Source organism: Nostoc sp. 106C, from assembly GCF_002154725.1.
GTDB lineage: Bacteria > Cyanobacteriota > Cyanobacteriia > Cyanobacteriales > Nostocaceae > Aulosira.
This window is the reverse complement of the sequence record NZ_MTAW01000038.1, coordinates 1-15,430: the sequence shown is the minus strand read 5'-3', so window position 1 is coordinate 15,430 and position 15,430 is coordinate 1. Positions and strand designations below refer to the sequence as shown.

20 protein-coding genes and 2 pseudogenes are annotated in these 15,430 nt (G+C 40.7%); 10 read left to right on the top strand and 12 right to left on the bottom strand.

The window, feature by feature from the left end; genetic code table 11:
* Positions 1 to 65: 65 nt before the first annotated feature.
* Positions 66 to 914, top strand: a complete 849-nt coding sequence (locus BV375_RS02075) for a lysophospholipid acyltransferase family protein (RefSeq protein WP_086756736.1) — start codon at positions 66 to 68, stop codon at positions 912 to 914.
* Positions 915 to 961: 47 nt separating this feature from the next.
* Here the strand turns inward: BV375_RS02075 and BV375_RS02070 are convergent, their stop codons facing one another.
* Complete coding sequence (locus tag BV375_RS02070) at positions 962 to 2,191, bottom strand: TetR family transcriptional regulator (RefSeq protein WP_086756733.1); 1,230 nt, start codon at positions 2,189 to 2,191, stop codon at positions 962 to 964.
* A gap of 208 nt (positions 2,192 to 2,399) precedes the next feature.
* Between BV375_RS02070 and BV375_RS02065 the strand changes: the two genes are divergently transcribed.
* A complete protein-coding gene (locus tag BV375_RS02065; protein WP_086756730.1) occupies positions 2,400 to 3,260 on the top strand; it encodes a fatty acid desaturase in 861 nt (286 codons plus the stop codon).
* Positions 3,261 to 3,314: 54 nt separating this feature from the next.
* Here BV375_RS02065 and BV375_RS38585 read toward each other — a convergent pair whose 3' ends face one another.
* From BV375_RS38585 to BV375_RS37965, 3 genes and pseudogenes are all read right to left on the bottom strand, one after another.
* On the bottom strand, positions 3,315 to 3,407 hold the full coding sequence (locus tag BV375_RS38585; protein WP_279432889.1) for an MGMT family protein: 93 nt from the start codon (positions 3,405 to 3,407) through the stop codon (positions 3,315 to 3,317).
* Between the two features lie 79 nt (positions 3,408 to 3,486).
* Positions 3,487 to 3,552 (bottom strand): annotated as a pseudogene (locus BV375_RS38580) (cysteine methyltransferase); the annotation flags it as partial.
* Between the two features lie 87 nt (positions 3,553 to 3,639).
* A complete protein-coding gene (locus BV375_RS37965; RefSeq protein WP_166509233.1) occupies positions 3,640 to 3,891 on the bottom strand; it encodes a methylated-DNA--[protein]-cysteine S-methyltransferase in 252 nt (83 codons plus the stop codon).
* Positions 3,892 to 4,012: 121 nt separating this feature from the next.
* Between BV375_RS37965 and BV375_RS02055 the strand changes: the two genes are divergently transcribed.
* Positions 4,013 to 4,429 carry a hypothetical protein gene (locus BV375_RS02055; RefSeq protein ID WP_143841954.1) on the top strand — a complete coding sequence of 139 codons (417 nt, stop codon included), beginning with the start codon at positions 4,013 to 4,015 and terminating at the stop codon, positions 4,427 to 4,429.
* 58 nt (positions 4,430 to 4,487) lie between these two features.
* Here the strand turns inward: BV375_RS02055 and BV375_RS02050 are convergent, their stop codons facing one another.
* The 3 genes from BV375_RS02050 to BV375_RS02040 all read right to left on the bottom strand — a co-directional run bounded on the left by BV375_RS02050 (position 4,488) and on the right by BV375_RS02040 (position 5,808).
* A complete protein-coding gene (locus tag BV375_RS02050; protein ID WP_086756724.1) occupies positions 4,488 to 4,904 on the bottom strand; it encodes an HNH endonuclease signature motif containing protein in 417 nt (138 codons plus the stop codon).
* A 3-nt stretch (positions 4,905 to 4,907) separates the two neighbouring features.
* Complete coding sequence (locus tag BV375_RS02045) at positions 4,908 to 5,114, bottom strand: hypothetical protein (protein ID WP_086756721.1); 207 nt, start codon at positions 5,112 to 5,114, stop codon at positions 4,908 to 4,910.
* Between the two features lie 85 nt (positions 5,115 to 5,199).
* Positions 5,200 to 5,808 (bottom strand): hypothetical protein, encoded by a 609-nt coding sequence (locus tag BV375_RS02040; protein WP_243713821.1) that lies wholly within the window; start codon positions 5,806 to 5,808, stop codon positions 5,200 to 5,202.
* Between the two features lie 128 nt (positions 5,809 to 5,936).
* Here BV375_RS02040 and BV375_RS02035 point away from each other — a divergent pair.
* The 3 genes and pseudogenes from BV375_RS02035 to BV375_RS02025 all read left to right on the top strand — a co-directional run bounded on the left by BV375_RS02035 (position 5,937) and on the right by BV375_RS02025 (position 8,012).
* Positions 5,937 to 6,479 (top strand): annotated as a pseudogene (locus BV375_RS02035) (Uma2 family endonuclease).
* A gap of 28 nt (positions 6,480 to 6,507) precedes the next feature.
* The gene (locus BV375_RS02030; RefSeq protein WP_086756719.1) at positions 6,508 to 6,768 is read left to right on the top strand and encodes a nitronate monooxygenase; all 261 of its coding nucleotides are present in this window, start codon (positions 6,508 to 6,510) and stop codon (positions 6,766 to 6,768) included.
* Positions 6,769 to 7,187: 419 nt separating this feature from the next.
* Positions 7,188 to 8,012 (top strand): PEP-CTERM sorting domain-containing protein, encoded by an 825-nt coding sequence (locus BV375_RS02025; RefSeq protein WP_086756717.1) that lies wholly within the window; start codon positions 7,188 to 7,190, stop codon positions 8,010 to 8,012.
* A 214-nt stretch (positions 8,013 to 8,226) separates the two neighbouring features.
* Here the strand turns inward: BV375_RS02025 and BV375_RS37960 are convergent, their stop codons facing one another.
* The 3 genes from BV375_RS37960 to BV375_RS02015 form a co-directional block, all read right to left on the bottom strand.
* Positions 8,227 to 8,406, bottom strand: a complete 180-nt coding sequence (locus tag BV375_RS37960) for a hypothetical protein (RefSeq protein ID WP_243713820.1) — start codon at positions 8,404 to 8,406, stop codon at positions 8,227 to 8,229.
* A 159-nt stretch (positions 8,407 to 8,565) separates the two neighbouring features.
* Positions 8,566 to 8,835: a hypothetical protein gene (locus BV375_RS37955; protein WP_243713819.1), complete on the bottom strand. Its 270-nt coding sequence runs from the start codon at positions 8,833 to 8,835 to the stop codon at positions 8,566 to 8,568.
* Entirely contained in the window at positions 8,802 to 9,011 is a 210-nt protein-coding gene (locus tag BV375_RS02015; protein ID WP_086756714.1) for an HAD-IIB family hydrolase, read from the bottom strand. The genes BV375_RS37955 and BV375_RS02015 overlap by 34 nt, the downstream gene beginning before the upstream one ends.
* Before the next feature lie 170 nt (positions 9,012 to 9,181).
* Here BV375_RS02015 and BV375_RS37950 point away from each other — a divergent pair, with 170 nt between their 5' ends.
* From BV375_RS37950 to BV375_RS02000, 4 genes are all read left to right on the top strand, one after another.
* Complete coding sequence (locus tag BV375_RS37950) at positions 9,182 to 9,538, top strand: FMN-binding negative transcriptional regulator (RefSeq protein ID WP_243713818.1); 357 nt, start codon at positions 9,182 to 9,184, stop codon at positions 9,536 to 9,538.
* Entirely contained in the window at positions 9,538 to 9,807 is a 270-nt protein-coding gene (locus BV375_RS37945; protein WP_243713817.1) for a hypothetical protein, read from the top strand. Before BV375_RS37950 ends, BV375_RS37945 begins: the two co-directional genes overlap by 1 nt.
* Positions 9,808 to 9,882: 75 nt before the next feature.
* Positions 9,883 to 10,803 carry a ribonuclease D gene (locus BV375_RS02005; RefSeq protein WP_086756711.1) on the top strand — a complete coding sequence of 307 codons (921 nt, stop codon included), beginning with the start codon at positions 9,883 to 9,885 and terminating at the stop codon, positions 10,801 to 10,803.
* 516 nt (positions 10,804 to 11,319) lie between these two features.
* On the top strand, positions 11,320 to 12,162 hold the full coding sequence (locus BV375_RS02000) for a tetratricopeptide repeat protein (RefSeq protein WP_086756709.1): 843 nt from the start codon (positions 11,320 to 11,322) through the stop codon (positions 12,160 to 12,162).
* 364 nt (positions 12,163 to 12,526) lie between these two features.
* Here BV375_RS02000 and BV375_RS01995 read toward each other — a convergent pair whose 3' ends face one another.
* The gene (locus tag BV375_RS01995) at positions 12,527 to 14,023 is read right to left on the bottom strand and encodes an aldehyde dehydrogenase family protein (protein WP_086756706.1); all 1,497 of its coding nucleotides are present in this window, start codon (positions 14,021 to 14,023) and stop codon (positions 12,527 to 12,529) included.
* Positions 14,024 to 14,212: 189 nt separating this feature from the next.
* On the bottom strand, positions 14,213 to 14,602 hold the full coding sequence (locus BV375_RS01990) for a peptidoglycan-binding domain-containing protein (RefSeq protein ID WP_086756704.1): 390 nt from the start codon (positions 14,600 to 14,602) through the stop codon (positions 14,213 to 14,215).
* Between the last annotated feature and the right edge of the window lie 828 nt (positions 14,603 to 15,430).

The window sequence follows — 15,430 nt, the reverse complement described above, 5'->3', positions numbered from 1 at the left end:
AGATTGTCCTGGAATCTAAACAAGAGTAATTGTCTGAGCTTTACCAATCCTGTTAATATGCCTTGATGTCAGAAACACAACATCACCTCCAGAAAAAACTCGGTTGGTCTTTGGATGAGCGAGATCCAAGATTCATCGAATCACTCATGCCACTAATTGGGTGGTTCTATGACCACTATTTTCGAGTCCAAACTAGTGGTTGGCACTATGTGTCACCCCAAGAGAAAGTTTTATTTGTTGGTTCCCACAACGGCGGACTAGCGGCTCCTGATATGGTGATGATGATGTATGACTGGTTCCGACGATTTGGTGTAGAGCAACCAGTTTACGGTTTGATGCATCCCAAAGTCTGGGAGGTAACCCCGCCAATAGCACAACTAGTAGCCAAAGTTGGAGCAATCATAGCTCATCCTAAAATGGCTTATGCTGCTTTGCGCTCTGGCGCTAGTGTAGTGGTATATCCTGGTGGTGCTGAAGATGTCTTTCGACCGCATTCTTTACGGAACCAAATCTATTTTGCAGGGCGACAAGGGTTTATCAAGCTAGCACTGCGGGAGCGAGTACCAATTGTACCTGTGATTTCCACTGGTGCCCACGATACGCTAATTGTACTGACTGAATGCTATAACATTGTGCAGCAACTCCACAAATTGGGGATGCCTTGGTTGTTTGGAATTGATCCGGTAGTATTTCCAATTTATCTAGGCTTACCTTGGGGGTTAGCACTTGGCCCATTGCCCAACATCCCATTGCCTGTGACTATCCACACGCGGGTTTGTCCACCGATTAAGTTTGAATATTATGGCAGAGAAGCGGCGTGCGATCGCGAGTATGTCAATGAATGTTATGAGTTAGTTGTTAGTCAGATGCAGCAAGAGTTAGACCAATTAGTCAAGCTGAGTGCTAAGTCATGAACACGATTGTAACTGCTAACCCTTCTGCCATTGAGACTACCTTTTAGTTACGTAGGTTTATGATCTAAACGGGTGGCTTGCTCTAAGGCGGCTTTTTCTCTAGATCTGCGAGCATAGGGTTGTAATTGGGTGCGATCGCAACCAGTGAGGATGCTCAAATTTTCTAAGCTGATACCTCGCATTAACATTTCGACACGCCAGGTATGTTGTGCTTGGGTGATCTCTGGTGGTTGTCCTTGGGGTGTTAACATTCCCTGAGTCCAAGTTTCCCAGCAACTCTGAATTTCTAAATCGGAAATTGGTTCTCCTGAAACGTTGAGAAACATAGCTTGTTGAGTATCTTTACGACTTTTCAGCCATTTAATTAAAGGATTATTAGTATAAGAGCCATAGTGTTTACCCATAATCCATTGATTTACAGGCACTTGGCGGACTAATCCGGGAGTGGTAATTTGCAAAAAGTGCCCTTGCTCATCATAGATTTGGTGCGATCGCTGCAAGCTAACTATTTCTGTGGGAGATAAGCCAGCAGCAAATAATATATATGCCAAAGCATAATCTTGTAGTCCCAATCTCTTGGCTTGTCGCAGAATTTCATGGACTAAAGTCCCAGGTAAATCAGCTACCTCTGTGGTAATTGCGCTTTCTGGTAAGTTATTTATTACTGATTCTGGTGAAGGTGACATCGCACCGCGTAAAAACAACTCCACTAAATTCTCCAGAAAATCATCTCGGTCTTCCCAAAGTTCATGAAATTCGCTAGTAAATTCAATAACTGCATATCCTAAAAGCATTCCATTTAGCAAACTGGCTAATTTTTCTGCCGGGAGATAGGTATTTAAGTGCCCTTGCTGAATTACCGTAGCTAAATACTGGGCCACATAGCGGTTAGCTTCTGTTAAACCCCTTCCCAAAGCACGGCGATTTTCCGCAGGGTATTGGTCAGCTTCACCTACTACAGACCTAACAAACTCTGGTACACGCTCTAGTGCAAGCAAGCTATCACTTGCATAATCTTTGAGGGCTTGGTAGACGCTACCAGGAGGGCTGGCGCGTCTTACCAAAGATTCACCTAAATTTTTAAAGGCCGCAGATTCTTCCAAAACAGCTAACAGCAATCCATGCTTATTGCCAAAATGCCGAAATAGCGTGACTTCGTTTACTTCTGCCTTTTCCGCAATTTGGCGGGTTGTAGTGCCACTGACTCCTTGAGCAGCAAATAGTTCCAATGCTGCTTGAATCAGACGTTGACGAGCTGAATGGGTTGGAGATGCCATAAAAGCAATGCAAGCGGCACTTGCATATAAAAAAGGAAGTTGTTAAGATAAAAATGTAAGTGATACTTGCTCTACTTTACTGTAACCAACTTATACAGAACGGGTAAATCCCTTGTAGGTTGTGAAGCGCAATAGCCAAATACACCCAATGCAAGAGTAGATCCAAAAGAAAAGCAGGTCGCTTGATTATTCATCAACAGGAATTTTTATGACTGCAAAATTTCTGGCGTTTGCCCCAGAGCGAGGAACGTCACTTCGCCTCAGTTGGACGAATGTCGTATTTTTCGGTACATTTCATGCTTTAGCTCTGCTAGTAGCTCCTTGGTTGTTCTCTTGGTCAGCGTTAGGTTTACTGCTGTTTTTGCACTGGTTATTCGGAAGCATTGGGATTTGTTTGGGATATCATCGACTACTGAGTCATCGGAGTTTCCAAGTACCGAAGTGGTTAGAATATGCGATCGCTCTCATTGGCGCTTTAGCTCTCCAAGGTGGGCCGATTTTCTGGGTTGGTGGACACCGCCAGCATCACGCCCACACTGAAGATACAAATCTAGACCCATACTCTGCCAAGCGAGGGTTTTGGTGGAGTCACATGTTATGGATTTTCTATCCTCGTGCGGAGTTCTTTGATTACGAAGTTTATCAAAAATATGCGCCCGATCTAGCACGTCAACCATTCTATCGTTGGTTGGATAAGTACTTCGTGCTACTGCAAATCCCTTTGGGTCTGTTGTTATACGCCTTAGGTGGTTGGTCTTTCGTAATCTACGGCATTTTTCTGCGAGCAGTGTTACTTTGGCACTCCACTTGGTTTGTGAACTCAGCAACTCATAAATGGGGCTATCGTTCCTTTAATGCTACTGACGACTCACGTAATCTTTGGTGGGTATCTATCGTTACTTATGGTGAAGGATGGCACAACAACCATCATACTTATCCCCATGTAGCGAAATCAGGATTTTCTTGGTGGGAAATTGATGTTACTTGGTGGAGCATCAAAGCTCTCAAGAGTTTAGGTTTAGCTAAAAAAGTAATAATGCCTCCCTCTAGTAGTGCAAGTCAAGGATAAATTCTTATTAAATTAGTATGTATCTACCCAGCCCACAGCGCGATCGCCCGTGGGCTAAATTATTTCAACTCCTTCATGGTTGAGCAACCAACGTTTTCGCTCCAGTCCCCTGGCGTATCCTGTAAGTGCAACGTTCGCACCAACCACCCGATGACAAGGAAGAGCGCGCCACTGGATTAAGTGAGTTTGCCATGCCAACAGCACGATAAGCAGTAGGCATACCAATTCTTGCTGCTAGCTCACCATAGGAAATTACAGTTCCCCAAGGAATATTTCGTAATGCAAGCCACACTTGCTTCTGAAAGGCCGTTCCGCCAGTGCTTACAGGAATATCATCTAAGCTAGTGCGTAGACGCGTACTGCTACTCTGCGAGAAGGGCTACGCCCAACGCAGAACCCGCAGGCTAGCGGCTTGTCGTAAGACATCGCCATTGAAATAAGCTTGAATTCTGCTACTAAAGCCCTGTGGGTTTTTCTCATTCTGGAACTGAAAGCTACCATAACGTCTCTGGAGTAGTTTCAACATTCGTTGCTCATAATCGGCAAAGTCCAGAGAGCAAAGTTTCTCTCCATCCCAGACAATCAAAATCGTTCCAATTTCTGAACTAATTTTATCAACTAGCAATTTCACAGTAATGGCGTGACTGAAAAAATGTAGTTATCAGCTCTAATTCTAAAATAATCACTGTGTACTTGTGGCGGTTACTATATATTCGTGAGTTATTTTGTTTTGAATGGAGGCTATCTACATTGTGAACTCAGTCCGTATTGACGAACTTAGTAATGAAGCTTGCTCAATTTTGTATGATTCAGATGTCCCATGCATCATTATGGAATGGCACGCCTATGGAACGAGTACTCAGTTCCGACTGATTAGTGAAAACGTATTACAATTACTGATCGATAAAGGCCTTAGTAAAGTTGTTGCTGATACAACTAATCTCCCAATCATTGCAGCTGAGGATCAGCGTTGGGTGAATGAAGACTGGTTACCCCGTGCGATTGAAGCAGGTTATCATGCTTGTGGAATGGTTAACTCTCGCTTTTATTTCAATCGTGTAGCTGTTGAAAATGTAGTCAACAGAGTTAAATCAGATAAGTTCCGTGTGGAATACTTTGATAGCCAAGCTGCTGCAAAAGAATGGCTAAAAAGTTTAGAAACTAATTGAAATGATCCAGATTTCCGAACTTAATTTATCTATTAGCAATTTCATAGTATTGGCATGATTATAATAATGGTGGATGACGACCAAGAAGTTCTTCTTCTGCCCGGATTGCCAGTATTACTGCACGATTCATGCGAAGAGCATTAATGGTTGCTCGTCCAGTCTTTGTCAATCCAATAACTCTCACACCATCCCAAGAAAAGTGTTCTTTCCACACTTGTTGACGAGGGTTAAATATGTTTACCATCTCACCTGTGTCTGGATCTTTAACTAATTGTTGAGCAGCTTTGTGGAGCGAACATGATACACAAGCCAGTGCCAAATTATCTGCTGTTGTTTCACCATTCGCGGCAATAGGAATGATGTGATCAATATGAAAGGTTGCTTCTTGTCCTATTTGGGATAACCCACAATACTCACAGCGATTATCTGCTCTTTGAATAACTAGCCGCCGTAAAGAAGCTGGAATTTTAGACATTGATTATTGTTTTGTAACGCGCTGAGACCGTAGGCGAAGCAGAGACAAAAATTCAGCCAAATCAACCAGTCCTTCTGCTTCTTGACGCTCTGCTTGTGTCAATTCCTCACCTGCATCTTGACGATCCAGCAAAAATTGAAGACGCTGTTGAACAGCGTTAGGCAATTGAAAGTGAGTGAGTTCAACAGGTATTTCAATAATTTCAGGCATATATAAAGGCTCTCGTGAAAGTAGGCAAAATTGCAATCATTTATGCAGTTAGTGTATACCAGGTGGTTGTTATCGAGTGGATAACTCAAAAGACTAAACCAACAATTTCTAATGCCTGAACAACTTGTGGGTGCAACGTGCAGTACCAGACATCCTCAAATTTATGCCATTCCACAAGAAATGCTGTAGGAAATGGCGAGCCATCAGAGTGTTGAGGTAAAGACCAATTTAATTGTTCTGCAAGCATCTTCCCTACTCTTGCATATTGAAGGTTAACTGCTGCGGAGTGCTCGTAACCAGCAGCTTTACCTAGTTCAGAAGTGGTTGTAATGTAATTAGGTGTATGGTAATGAGCCTTGAGCATGGCTCTATGTCCTTCAGTTAATTTCTCTCCAATGCTATTGAAAGCTTTTGCATATTCCTCAGCAGAAGGGAGAAAAGAATCAATGTTAAAGTCAGGAGTGTCGATTACTTCCTCAAAATCATCCAATGCAGCTGAAATTAGTTCACTACAGAAGGCACTTTTCGATCGACCTATAACTTCAGCCAGTTTTTCTAAGCGCAAGTTGTCTGTTTTTGTGAGCGTGATGGAAAATCTCACGGAATCTTCTTGACGTTGCAAAACTTTGTGTGCTAATTTTTGAACTTTATTCACAACCAAATATTGAATCAAAATTTGAATCAAATTTAGCATCACTTTTGCCAGATTGTCGAATAAAGTAGGCGATCGCTAACAATGTGCGGCACCAGAACCATTATTTAGAGCATCAATTAAGAGAAGATAAAATTGACTCAGGTCTGAAAATCAAGTGTGATTCTGCAATGAAGACGCTAGCTAAATGGTCTGTGCATGACTATCATCAGATGATCCAAGCAGGGATTCTGCGCGATCGCCGTGTGGAATTACTAGCGGGTGAAATTGTAGAAATGAGTCCAGAATCACCAATCCATTACAGTACTGCAAAACGCGGGGCGAAATACCTAGAAGAGTTATTGATAGATAAAGCCGATGTTCGTTTCAACGGGCCAATCACTCTATCTAACTCTGAACCAGAACCAGACATTGCTATTGTTCGATTACCGGAGTCTGCTTACAATCATCGTCATCCCCAGCCTGAGGATATCTTTTGGATTGTGGAAGTTGCTAAGACTAGTTTGTAGAAAGACTTGGAACTGAAAGCGTCTATTTATGCAACAGCTAATATTCAGGAATATTGGGTTTTAAATTTGTCTAGCAAGCAGATAATTGTGTTTCGATATCCCCAAAATGGTGAGTACACTTCAGAAGAAACCATTGGGAAAGGCACAATTATACCATTGGCATTTTCAGATATTCAGGTATCAGTCGCGAGACTTATGGCATGATTTTAGGCTGTGGTAACTATCTAAAGCTATGAAGTCGGAATTTTCTCGCCAATTAGGACTAGATTATCCCATCTTCCAAGCACCGACAGATAGTCTTGCAGGGCCAGAGTTAGCAGCGGCGGTTTCTAATGCAGGTGTGATGGGTGCGTTGGCTTTGACTTGGACTAATCCAGAAGATGCTACTCGGCTGATTCAAGAGGTTTGCTCTCAATGCGATCGCCTATTTCAGGTAAATTTTGTCTTTAAATTTTGTCTTGGCTTTTCTTCCCAAGCCTCTCACAGAGCTTGAAATATGGCATGGGGTATTAATTTTCATGCTTTGTTAAGGTAAGGGTTTTTCCGTGATTTAATAATATACATAGATATTAAAGTATTATATTTTACTTATTTTATTTAGCAATTGTAGTATAAGTACTGAAAGACAATATATTATCTTTAAAATCAATAGGGCATTTATTAATCTTCTATAAAGAATCTAGCAAATCTATAAATAGCTAAAAAAATGCTGTATAAAAAATAGATTAAATAGGTTACTCAAGCAGGATAATTACTGAAACATATTTGCTGCTAAAAGAAAAAATGCTTTGGCTGTCCAACTTCTTCTTGGTAAATTGAGCAACAGCTTAGTGTTGTAAAAATACTGTTCTAATTCTTCTTGTGTAGCTTATTTGTCTTCAACTACGAACCAAATTTTAAGGAATGAATTGAATGTTAGGTATCAAAAAGCTTTCTGTTGTTAGCGCTGGAATAGTGTTGAGTATTGTAGGCACAGTTAACAGTGCTTTTGCTGCTAGTGTAGGATATATCACAGCTTCTGAGCCTTGGGGTAACACTACCAATGATGCTGCGTTAAATACTGCTTTTGGTGCCAGTAATTGGGATAAATTAGATTTTGTCAGTGCATTGCCAACAATTTTTAACCCAGGAGCGTATCATGTACTATTCATTGAAGGTAGCGATAGTAATGGAGATAGTTTCAGAACGTTTATCGACAATAATCGCACAACCCTGCAAACATGGGTAAGTAATGGCGGTAAGCTCTTATTGAATGCTGCCAGAAATAACGGTTTTGGCGATCTAGATTTGGGTTTTGGTGTGAACCTGCATAACAATTTTTATGATACTGCTAGTTATACTGGAACAGCAGTCAATCCCAGCCACCCCATTTTTTCTGGCCCAAACGGAGTCACAGGAACATCCTTTTCGGGAAATTATTTCGCTCACGATACCGTAAGTGGTTCAGGATTAAAGTCCATAATTGATGGTACAGCAGGCTCTGTTTTAGCTGAATTAAACTACGGTTCAGGACGCGCTTTGTTTGGTGGATTGACAACGCCGAACTTTCATTCACCACAGCCAGAAGCTACCATTTTGCGTGCCAACATTTTAAGTTATGTTGCCAGTCCTGTATCTCCGTCCTCTGTTCCCGAACCACTTACCATTCTTGGATCAGGAGTCGCTCTTGGGTTTGGTAGCTTGATGAGGAAAAAGTATAGCAAAAAGCTTCAGTCCACAGCTGAAAACGTTGGTTAATTCCGGTTTTTCTAGTTAATAGCATACCTTTTAGATCTCCATTACCTTCTCAAATAGAGGTAATGGAATTTATTTTCCGTGTTCGTGTTGACTAGTACAAGAACGTTAAGATAGTAGCTTTGAGATCTGCCTGGTGTACACAGTTAATGGCGGCTATTTAGCAGGTAAAGTATAACGTTGTTCAATCGCAGCTTTAATTGCATCGCGACTTTCACTAGCGGATGTGTGTAAGCGTAGCCCGTCGTAGACATCGCTTTTTTTTTTCTATTTTCTCTACTTCTTCTGCCAAGGATTCATCCTTAATCGCCTCTCTAAACCAACGTGAATAATCTCCTCGTTGCAGATGAAATAACCAAGTTTCTTCATCGACACCCTCAGCAATTTGCGTGAACAAAATCAATTTTTGGGCGCGGAGATTTAACTTTGCTTGTGGCCCGCAAAAGTAAAAGCTTTTATCTTCTTCTAATTCACCTTGTGCATATTTGCAAAATGACGGCGGCGTTCGGTACGTCCTGGGGTAATCTGAAAGCGGAATGGTTCTAAATCTTCTTCGCTAAACCAGGCTAGTGCTTCCCCTGGTTCTAAAGTTTGGGATGTGAGTTGCGAATGCTTTGATGTTCTGTTCTGGTGATTTACCTACGCTGAGGATTGTATCTACCAATGATAAGCCTGCGGTTGCAACTTGATCGGGATGGACTGTAATTAACATCATCCCCTTGAGTTTTTGGGGTAATGTCACAGAAGCGGCGTGCCAGGATGCAGGGATGAGATGATGTGCTTCATCTACAACTATCCAATGAGGACGACCAGTGCGCGATCGCAAAATAAATCGATGCGTTGAAAAACGCGCTGCAAATCATCTAATTCCCTACCTGTAACTAAGATTAGCTTTTTCCTGGAAGCCCGAAAGCGTTCCATCGCTGCTAAAGTCTTCTCATTTACATGACCATCTGTGGCTAGAGTGCCATCGTAATCGGTAGCTAATACAAAGTAACGCATGGATGGGGTAGTAGAAAACTTGCGCTTGTTTCACTTATAGAATGACTAAACCTAGAGCTTTGCTTATCCAGCTTGAGAGATAAAACTTTATGCCTGCAAGAATGATCTGCGATCGCTCACAATGGTAAAAGTCTGATAATTTTGAAGACTGAGAGCAAGATTTCAGTATCATGTACATTCCAAATGCCTTTCGCGAAGAAGACATTGAGAAACTAGTCGCTTTCATGCGTGCCAATAGTTTTGCCACACTGGTATCGTTGCAAAATAATATTCCTGTTGCTTCCCATGTTCCACTCGTCGTCACTGTGCAAAACAACGTTGTGAAGCTAACAGGTCATCTTGCCAAACAAAATCCCCAGTGGCAAGTCTTTGAGCAGAGTGAATCCCTTGCTATATTCACCGGGCCTCATGCCTACATTTCACCATCTTTATATGAACAGCGCGAGAGTGTACCGACTTGGAATTATATTGCTGTTCATGCCTATGGTATACCTCAAATTATTACTCTCAGGACTCACCAGAATTGATGGACAAGATGATCGATGAAATGATTGCTACCTATGGTTCTGATTACAAATCGCAGTGGCAAAGCTTATCTGATAAATTTCGTCAGGGAATGATGAACGGTATCGTTGGTTTTGAGATGACAGCTACACGACTGGAAGGAAAATATAAACTCAGCCAAAACCGCAGTCACACAGACCAATATAATGTTGCTCATGCCTTGCTTGAAAGTATAGACCCTGAGGCTCAAGCTATAGGTGCAGCAATGCAAGAGAATTTAGAAATTAGTTAATGATGTTGATGTTTTAACTCTATCTGGGTTTATCTGAAAAATATTGATCCCTTTTGCTGCGAGAAAGATTAGCCAATGCCATACTTGAATGATGTCAGTAAAATTCATGCAATTATCGCTAAATATACGAAAGCTCAAACTTTGTGGATAGATACCGAAGTAGCTGATTATAAAAGTCGTAATCCCAGATTATCGCTGATTCAAGTATTAAATGACCCCCATGATATGAGTGGCGATCGCGTCTACCTTTTGGATGTGTTAGATCAACCTGATATCATCAAAGAATTTATTGAAAAAATAATGCTGAATCCTGATATTGAGAAAGTTTTTCATAATGCCAGTTATGATTTAAAACTTCTTGGTAACAAGCAAGCTAAAAATGTTACTTGTACGTTAGAAATATCTAAAAAAATACCCTACTATCTCTTGCCCTTACCTAACTATCAACTCAAGACTTTAGCAACAGTACTTTGTAACTTTAATAATATTGATAAACAAGAGCAAAATAGTGATTGGGGAAAGCGACCCTTAACTGAAGAACAAATTGAGTATGCTTACCTAGACTGTATATATCTTGCGCAAGTGCATTTAAAATTATTAGAATTACAATCGCAAATTAGTCCCGATCCAACAACAGAAGATTTAGCATTACTAGGTGCAAGATATACTCAAGTTGAACAGCAATCTCAACTATTAAATTCGGAATTAGAGCATCTGCAAGAGCGAATTAAAAAAGCTATGCAGGCTCAGAATGTATCTGAAACATCTTACTGCAAGTTGACTAGTTACGAACGAAAAACAGTAAAAGTAGCATTTGCTGAACTAGTCAGACTAGTAGAAACCCAAGATATTAATCTAGATTTTCCCATCACACTGACTCAGAAACTCCAAAAAGATTTAGGTAATAACCTAGAACAATTGTCTGTAGAGATTGATGAGACTACTGCTTGGCGGTTGACTCCCAAAAACTCAGAAAGTGACATTGAGCGTGAATAAATTACTTACACAGATACACGTAATGTTCAGTATTGAGTGACCTTCAGCAAAAAACTTAATATTTATGAAGATTTTGGTAAAAACAATGAAATTATGATTTTGATAGACTTTAAAAAGTATAATTAAAGGCGGCAAAAATAGAGTATTGCTGCTTACAATATCACTTGAAGAAAGAGAGAAACTCAACAGATAAATCAGGAGAGATAACAGTTTTTATACTTCACTCTAGCCTGGAACAAGCCACTCTCTGTCTAATACTGTGTTGCTGTAGTTTCTTTATTACAAAAAATGATGGTGACATCTACGCACTTCACATCTTATCCTCAAGAGAATCGTTGATTAAACCTAGATAATATAGCAAGCCTAAATGATTTGTGGAATATTCTCTCTCTTCCTTGGCGGTTCGCTAAAAAAATAATTTTCATAAATCAGCTTGGATTGCCATATAAGCTTACAGTCAAATGATTAATCGAAAAAATAATTTTATCTAGGTATAATGACGGTTTAAAACAACTTATGAAATTGCAATTGTTTGAGCAAGAGTGGACAAAAATAGGTAGAGCATTAATTATAGGTTTAATGACTATATTGAGTGCAATTACCAGCCTTTCATGTAGTAAGAATAGCGATGTATTAGTAACAGAAATTGGAGTCAGTCCTCCTAGCCGCCGTCCAGCGAGAACATCCAAGGCTGTAGAATTCTATTTGCAAGGACAAAATCAGCACGCCAAAGGAAATTCGCAAGCTGCGATCGCATCTTATGATAAAGCAATAAGCCTCAATCCCCAATATGGCGCAGCCTACAAAGCTCGGGGACTAGCTCACTTTGATGCCGGAAACAAACAAGCAGCGATCGCAGATTATAACGAAGCACTGAAGCTCAATCCTAACGATGCGGAAGCTTATAATAGCCGTGCTAATGCTCGCGCCTCCCAAGGAGATAAAAAAGGAGCGCTAGAAGATTATAACGAAGCCATTCGCCTTGCTCCCAACTATGCCGAAGCCTACAATAACCGAGGGAATGCTTACGCCGCTGGGGGAGATAGAAACAGAGCATTGGAAGATTTCAATCAAGCTATTCGCCTCGATACCAGATATGCGATCGCCTACAATAACCGAGGTAATCTCCGCGCCGCCAAAGGAGATAATCAAGGCGCAATCTCAGATTACAATCAAGCTATTCGCATCAATCCTAACTTTGGCCCTGCCTACAATAACCGAGGTAATGCTCGTGCAGCCCAAGGAGATAAACCAGGCGCACTCAAAGATTTACAAAAAGCCGCCGATATCTTTCAAGGCGAAGATAATAAGGACTTGTACCAGCAAGTGATGAACAACATTAAAGAGTTGGGACAATAGAGAGGAAGCGCACAATCATCAACTCCACTTTATTGTCTTAGGCATCGCTGAGTGACAAGAACAGCTTCGTGTTTATTGCCAAAAATGCAGTCAAACTTGTAAATACGCCATTCATTTCTATAAATGCTGGAATCAAATTAACTTTGGTTCGACAAAACTTATGAAAACGCCGTTCATTTCTATAAATGCTTATACCAAATTAACTTTGGTTAAACAAAACTTATGAAAATTCCATTCTTTTCTATAAATGCTGATGTCAAATTAACTTTAGTTAAACAAAACTTATGAAAAGTCCATTCTTTTCTATAAATGGTGGAACCAAATTAACTTTGGTTCCACAAAACTTATAAATGCGCCGTTCATTTCACTCCCGATTATCTATCTGAGCGCGTTGTAAACTTCCAGAAAAGTCAACATAAACACTTTTCCATTCAGTGAACACATCTAAAGCAGTAGTCCCAGCTTCTCTATGACCGTTACCAGTATGTTTCACACCACCAAAAGGCAAGTGTACTTCTGCACCTATAGTAGGGCCGTTAATATAAGTGATACCCGCCTCAATGTCGCGCATGGCAGTAAAAGCCCGGTTGATATCGCGGGTGTAAACTGAGGAAGAAAGACCATAATTGGTGTTGTTGAGGATAGCGATCGCTTCATCAAAAGAACTAACCTCAATTAATGCCACTACTGGCCCAAATATCTCCTCACGAGCCACACGCATTTCGGGAGTTACATCATCCAAAATCGTTGGTTGAAAGAAGTGACCATTTTTCAATTGCTCCTCGTTAGCAATTCCACCACCAATTAAAATCTTTGCCCCTTCCTCACGGGCAATTTCCATATAATGATTTACCCGCTGAAGTTGCGATTCATTGATTAACGGCCCGATTTCCGTATTAGGATCTGTGCCAGCCCCCAAGCGTAACTTACTGGTACGCTCATGAAGCATAGCAGTAAATTTTTCTTTGATATCGCGATGCAAAATTAGGCGACTAGTAGCTGTACATCTTTGTCCGGTTGTACCGAAGGCTCCCCAAACAGCACCATCTAACGCCAGTTCTAAGTCTGCATCTTCCATTACCACTTGGGCATTTTTACCACCCATTTCCAAACAAACGCGCTTGTGAGTGCGTCCGCAAGTAGCACCAACAAATGCACCTGTTTCCGAAGAGCCAGTAAAAGACACCAAATCAACATCAGGATGTTCAACTAAAGCTTTCCCGGCTTCTTCACCTACACCATGCACCAGGTTAATTACTCCAGGTGGTAAACCAGCCTCGGCAAAAATTTCAATTAACTTAGTTGCACAAGCGGGGGTATCTTCAGCAGGCTTGAGAATCACAGTATTACCACATACCAATGCTGGCATAGCTTTCCAGCAAGGAATCGCCACAGGGAAATTCCAAGGAGTAATCAAAGCACATACCCCTATAGGCATTCTGACTGTCATCGCGAATTTATTGGGCATTTCTGAGGGTGTAGTTTGCCCAAATAGCCGCCGCCCTTCGCCAGCACTGTAAAAGGCACAGTCAATTCCTTCTTGAACATCTCCTCTAGCTTCAGTTAGGGGTTTACCCATCTCTCGACTAATTAACTGAGCGAGTTCTTCTTTATATTTAAGTAATATTTCCCCAACGCGAAAAATATATTCTGCTCTGGCTGGGGCTGGAACTTTTCGCCAACTTTGGTAGGCTTGGCGGGCTGCGGCTACTGCTGTATTCACATCATCTGCTACAGAACGGGGGAAAGTAGCAACAACTTCATTTTTATCAGCAGGGTTACGACTTTCTAAAGTAGCTTCCCCTAAAGCACTCAACCATTGACCGTCGATGTAATTACGACAACTTAATGCAGTAGTCATCTTTAAGACCTCCAGCTTTTAATCCACTGGAACTTTTGTACTAATTTTGACGTGCTTTAAAGGTTACCGTCAAGTCTGAGATTAAGCAAAAAACCAAATTTCTGATACTTAAAATCACAAGAAAAATAAAGAGACTGGTAGTTTTGTTAACCAGTCTCCCTAATGATGTGTCACTTGAGTTAGCTATTATTACTTCATCGCAGCCAAAGTCCGGCGTCCAACGATTCCATCTGCTCTTAAGCCTTTAGATTTCTGGAATTTCATCACAGCTGAACGTGTCTGTTTATCAAAGACACCATTAACATTTCCGGTGTAAAATCCCTGCTTCTTTAAAAAGTCTTGAGCAACTTTAACTGATTGTCCTTGGCTACCTAATGTAAGGATTGTAGTTTGTGTTGCTGCTGTAGTAACAGGTTTTTTTGTAGCATTAGGCTTTTTGGTGGTGTTGCCTTGCTGACTAGGTTGTGTAACTTGAGTAGGGTTAGTAGTATTTGGAGTTTTAGTATTTGTCTGAGAGTAAGCTGGCACAGCAGTAGCTAGAGTCAGCATTGGGAGCACAGCGAGTAATTTCCAATTCATATTTCTTTTTTCACCACACAGAAATTGCAATGTCAGTAATCTGAATCAGGGCTATTGCCTGATGATTCTTAACTAGTAAACACTGGTGTTTGTTGTAGCTTGATACTATTTACTCATCCAGAGTTGAAATAAGCATCACACATCTTATTGACAGAGCTATTGCAAAACTATGACAAAATTATGTCTAATTTAAATACTATTTTTTATGCAATTAAAGAGACATATTTATTTACGTAATGCTGAGTAAAAATCTCTGATTTATTAATTATCTTCACGAAAAAATGTTCAATTTAGAAGCGCATTAGCTGAGTCTTTTTGTTACTCAACTTTAAATTCTCATCTTTAAAAAACAAAGAATCCCCCCAATGCCTACAAATTTTAGGCTATGTGAGGGGTCCAAATGTTGCAGCAAAAAGTGAATTACTATTTAGTAAACAGCCTTTTGGTTAACATTTCAATAAATTTAGGTTAAGCTTGCGTAAAGAAACAGTCAAAGATTCATAAAGACTAACCAGGTAATGCAGCCATTTTCCACTGGAAATATATGGCAGCGGGCGGTTTTGGGGAATCTTCGACCAGGAAAAATATTTAGAATTTGATTTTCACACGGAAATCTATTAGTGACGAGAGGGTTTGCTCCCCTCATAGGCCAATAAAGTTCAGTTCAGAAAATTCATTGACAACAAAGCTCACAAATAATTATTAAACAAAAAACCGAACAATTATAAGACTTACGCACTCGTGACGAAAAACTAAGCCTTTGCGATTACTTCGCTACCCTGCGGGAACGCTTTCAGCGAACGCTCGTAATGACGTAAAATTGTAGTC

Excerpts from the sequence above, each read along its gene's own strand:
- BV375_RS02000 (WP_086756709.1), top strand. The coding sequence starts at position 11,320 with ATGAAATTGCAATTGTTTGAGCAAGAGTGGACAAAAATAGGTAGAGCA.
- BV375_RS02065 (WP_086756730.1), top strand. The coding sequence starts at position 2,400 with ATGACTGCAAAATTTCTGGCGTTTGCCCCAGAGCGAGGAACGTCACTT.
- BV375_RS02070 (WP_086756733.1), bottom strand. The coding sequence starts at position 2,191 with ATGGCATCTCCAACCCATTCAGCTCGTCAACGTCTGATTCAAGCAGCA.
- BV375_RS02040 (WP_243713821.1), bottom strand. The coding sequence starts at position 5,808 with ATGCTAAATTTGATTCAAATTTTGATTCAATATTTGGTTGTGAATAAA.
- BV375_RS01990 (WP_086756704.1), bottom strand. The coding sequence starts at position 14,602 with ATGAATTGGAAATTACTCGCTGTGCTCCCAATGCTGACTCTAGCTACT.
- BV375_RS37950 (WP_243713818.1), top strand. The coding sequence starts at position 9,182 with ATGTACATTCCAAATGCCTTTCGCGAAGAAGACATTGAGAAACTAGTC.
- BV375_RS02005 (WP_086756711.1), top strand. The coding sequence starts at position 9,883 with ATGCCATACTTGAATGATGTCAGTAAAATTCATGCAATTATCGCTAAA.
- BV375_RS37945 (WP_243713817.1), top strand. The coding sequence starts at position 9,538 with ATGGACAAGATGATCGATGAAATGATTGCTACCTATGGTTCTGATTAC.
- BV375_RS02030 (WP_086756719.1), top strand. The coding sequence starts at position 6,508 with ATGAAGTCGGAATTTTCTCGCCAATTAGGACTAGATTATCCCATCTTC.
- BV375_RS02025 (WP_086756717.1), top strand. The coding sequence starts at position 7,188 with ATGTTAGGTATCAAAAAGCTTTCTGTTGTTAGCGCTGGAATAGTGTTG.
- BV375_RS02050 (WP_086756724.1), bottom strand. The coding sequence starts at position 4,904 with ATGTCTAAAATTCCAGCTTCTTTACGGCGGCTAGTTATTCAAAGAGCA.
- BV375_RS02075 (WP_086756736.1), top strand. The coding sequence starts at position 66 with ATGTCAGAAACACAACATCACCTCCAGAAAAAACTCGGTTGGTCTTTG.
- BV375_RS02015 (WP_086756714.1), bottom strand. The coding sequence starts at position 9,011 with ATGCGTTACTTTGTATTAGCTACCGATTACGATGGCACTCTAGCCACA.
- BV375_RS01995 (WP_086756706.1), bottom strand. The coding sequence starts at position 14,023 with ATGACTACTGCATTAAGTTGTCGTAATTACATCGACGGTCAATGGTTG.
- BV375_RS02045 (WP_086756721.1), bottom strand. The coding sequence starts at position 5,114 with ATGCCTGAAATTATTGAAATACCTGTTGAACTCACTCACTTTCAATTG.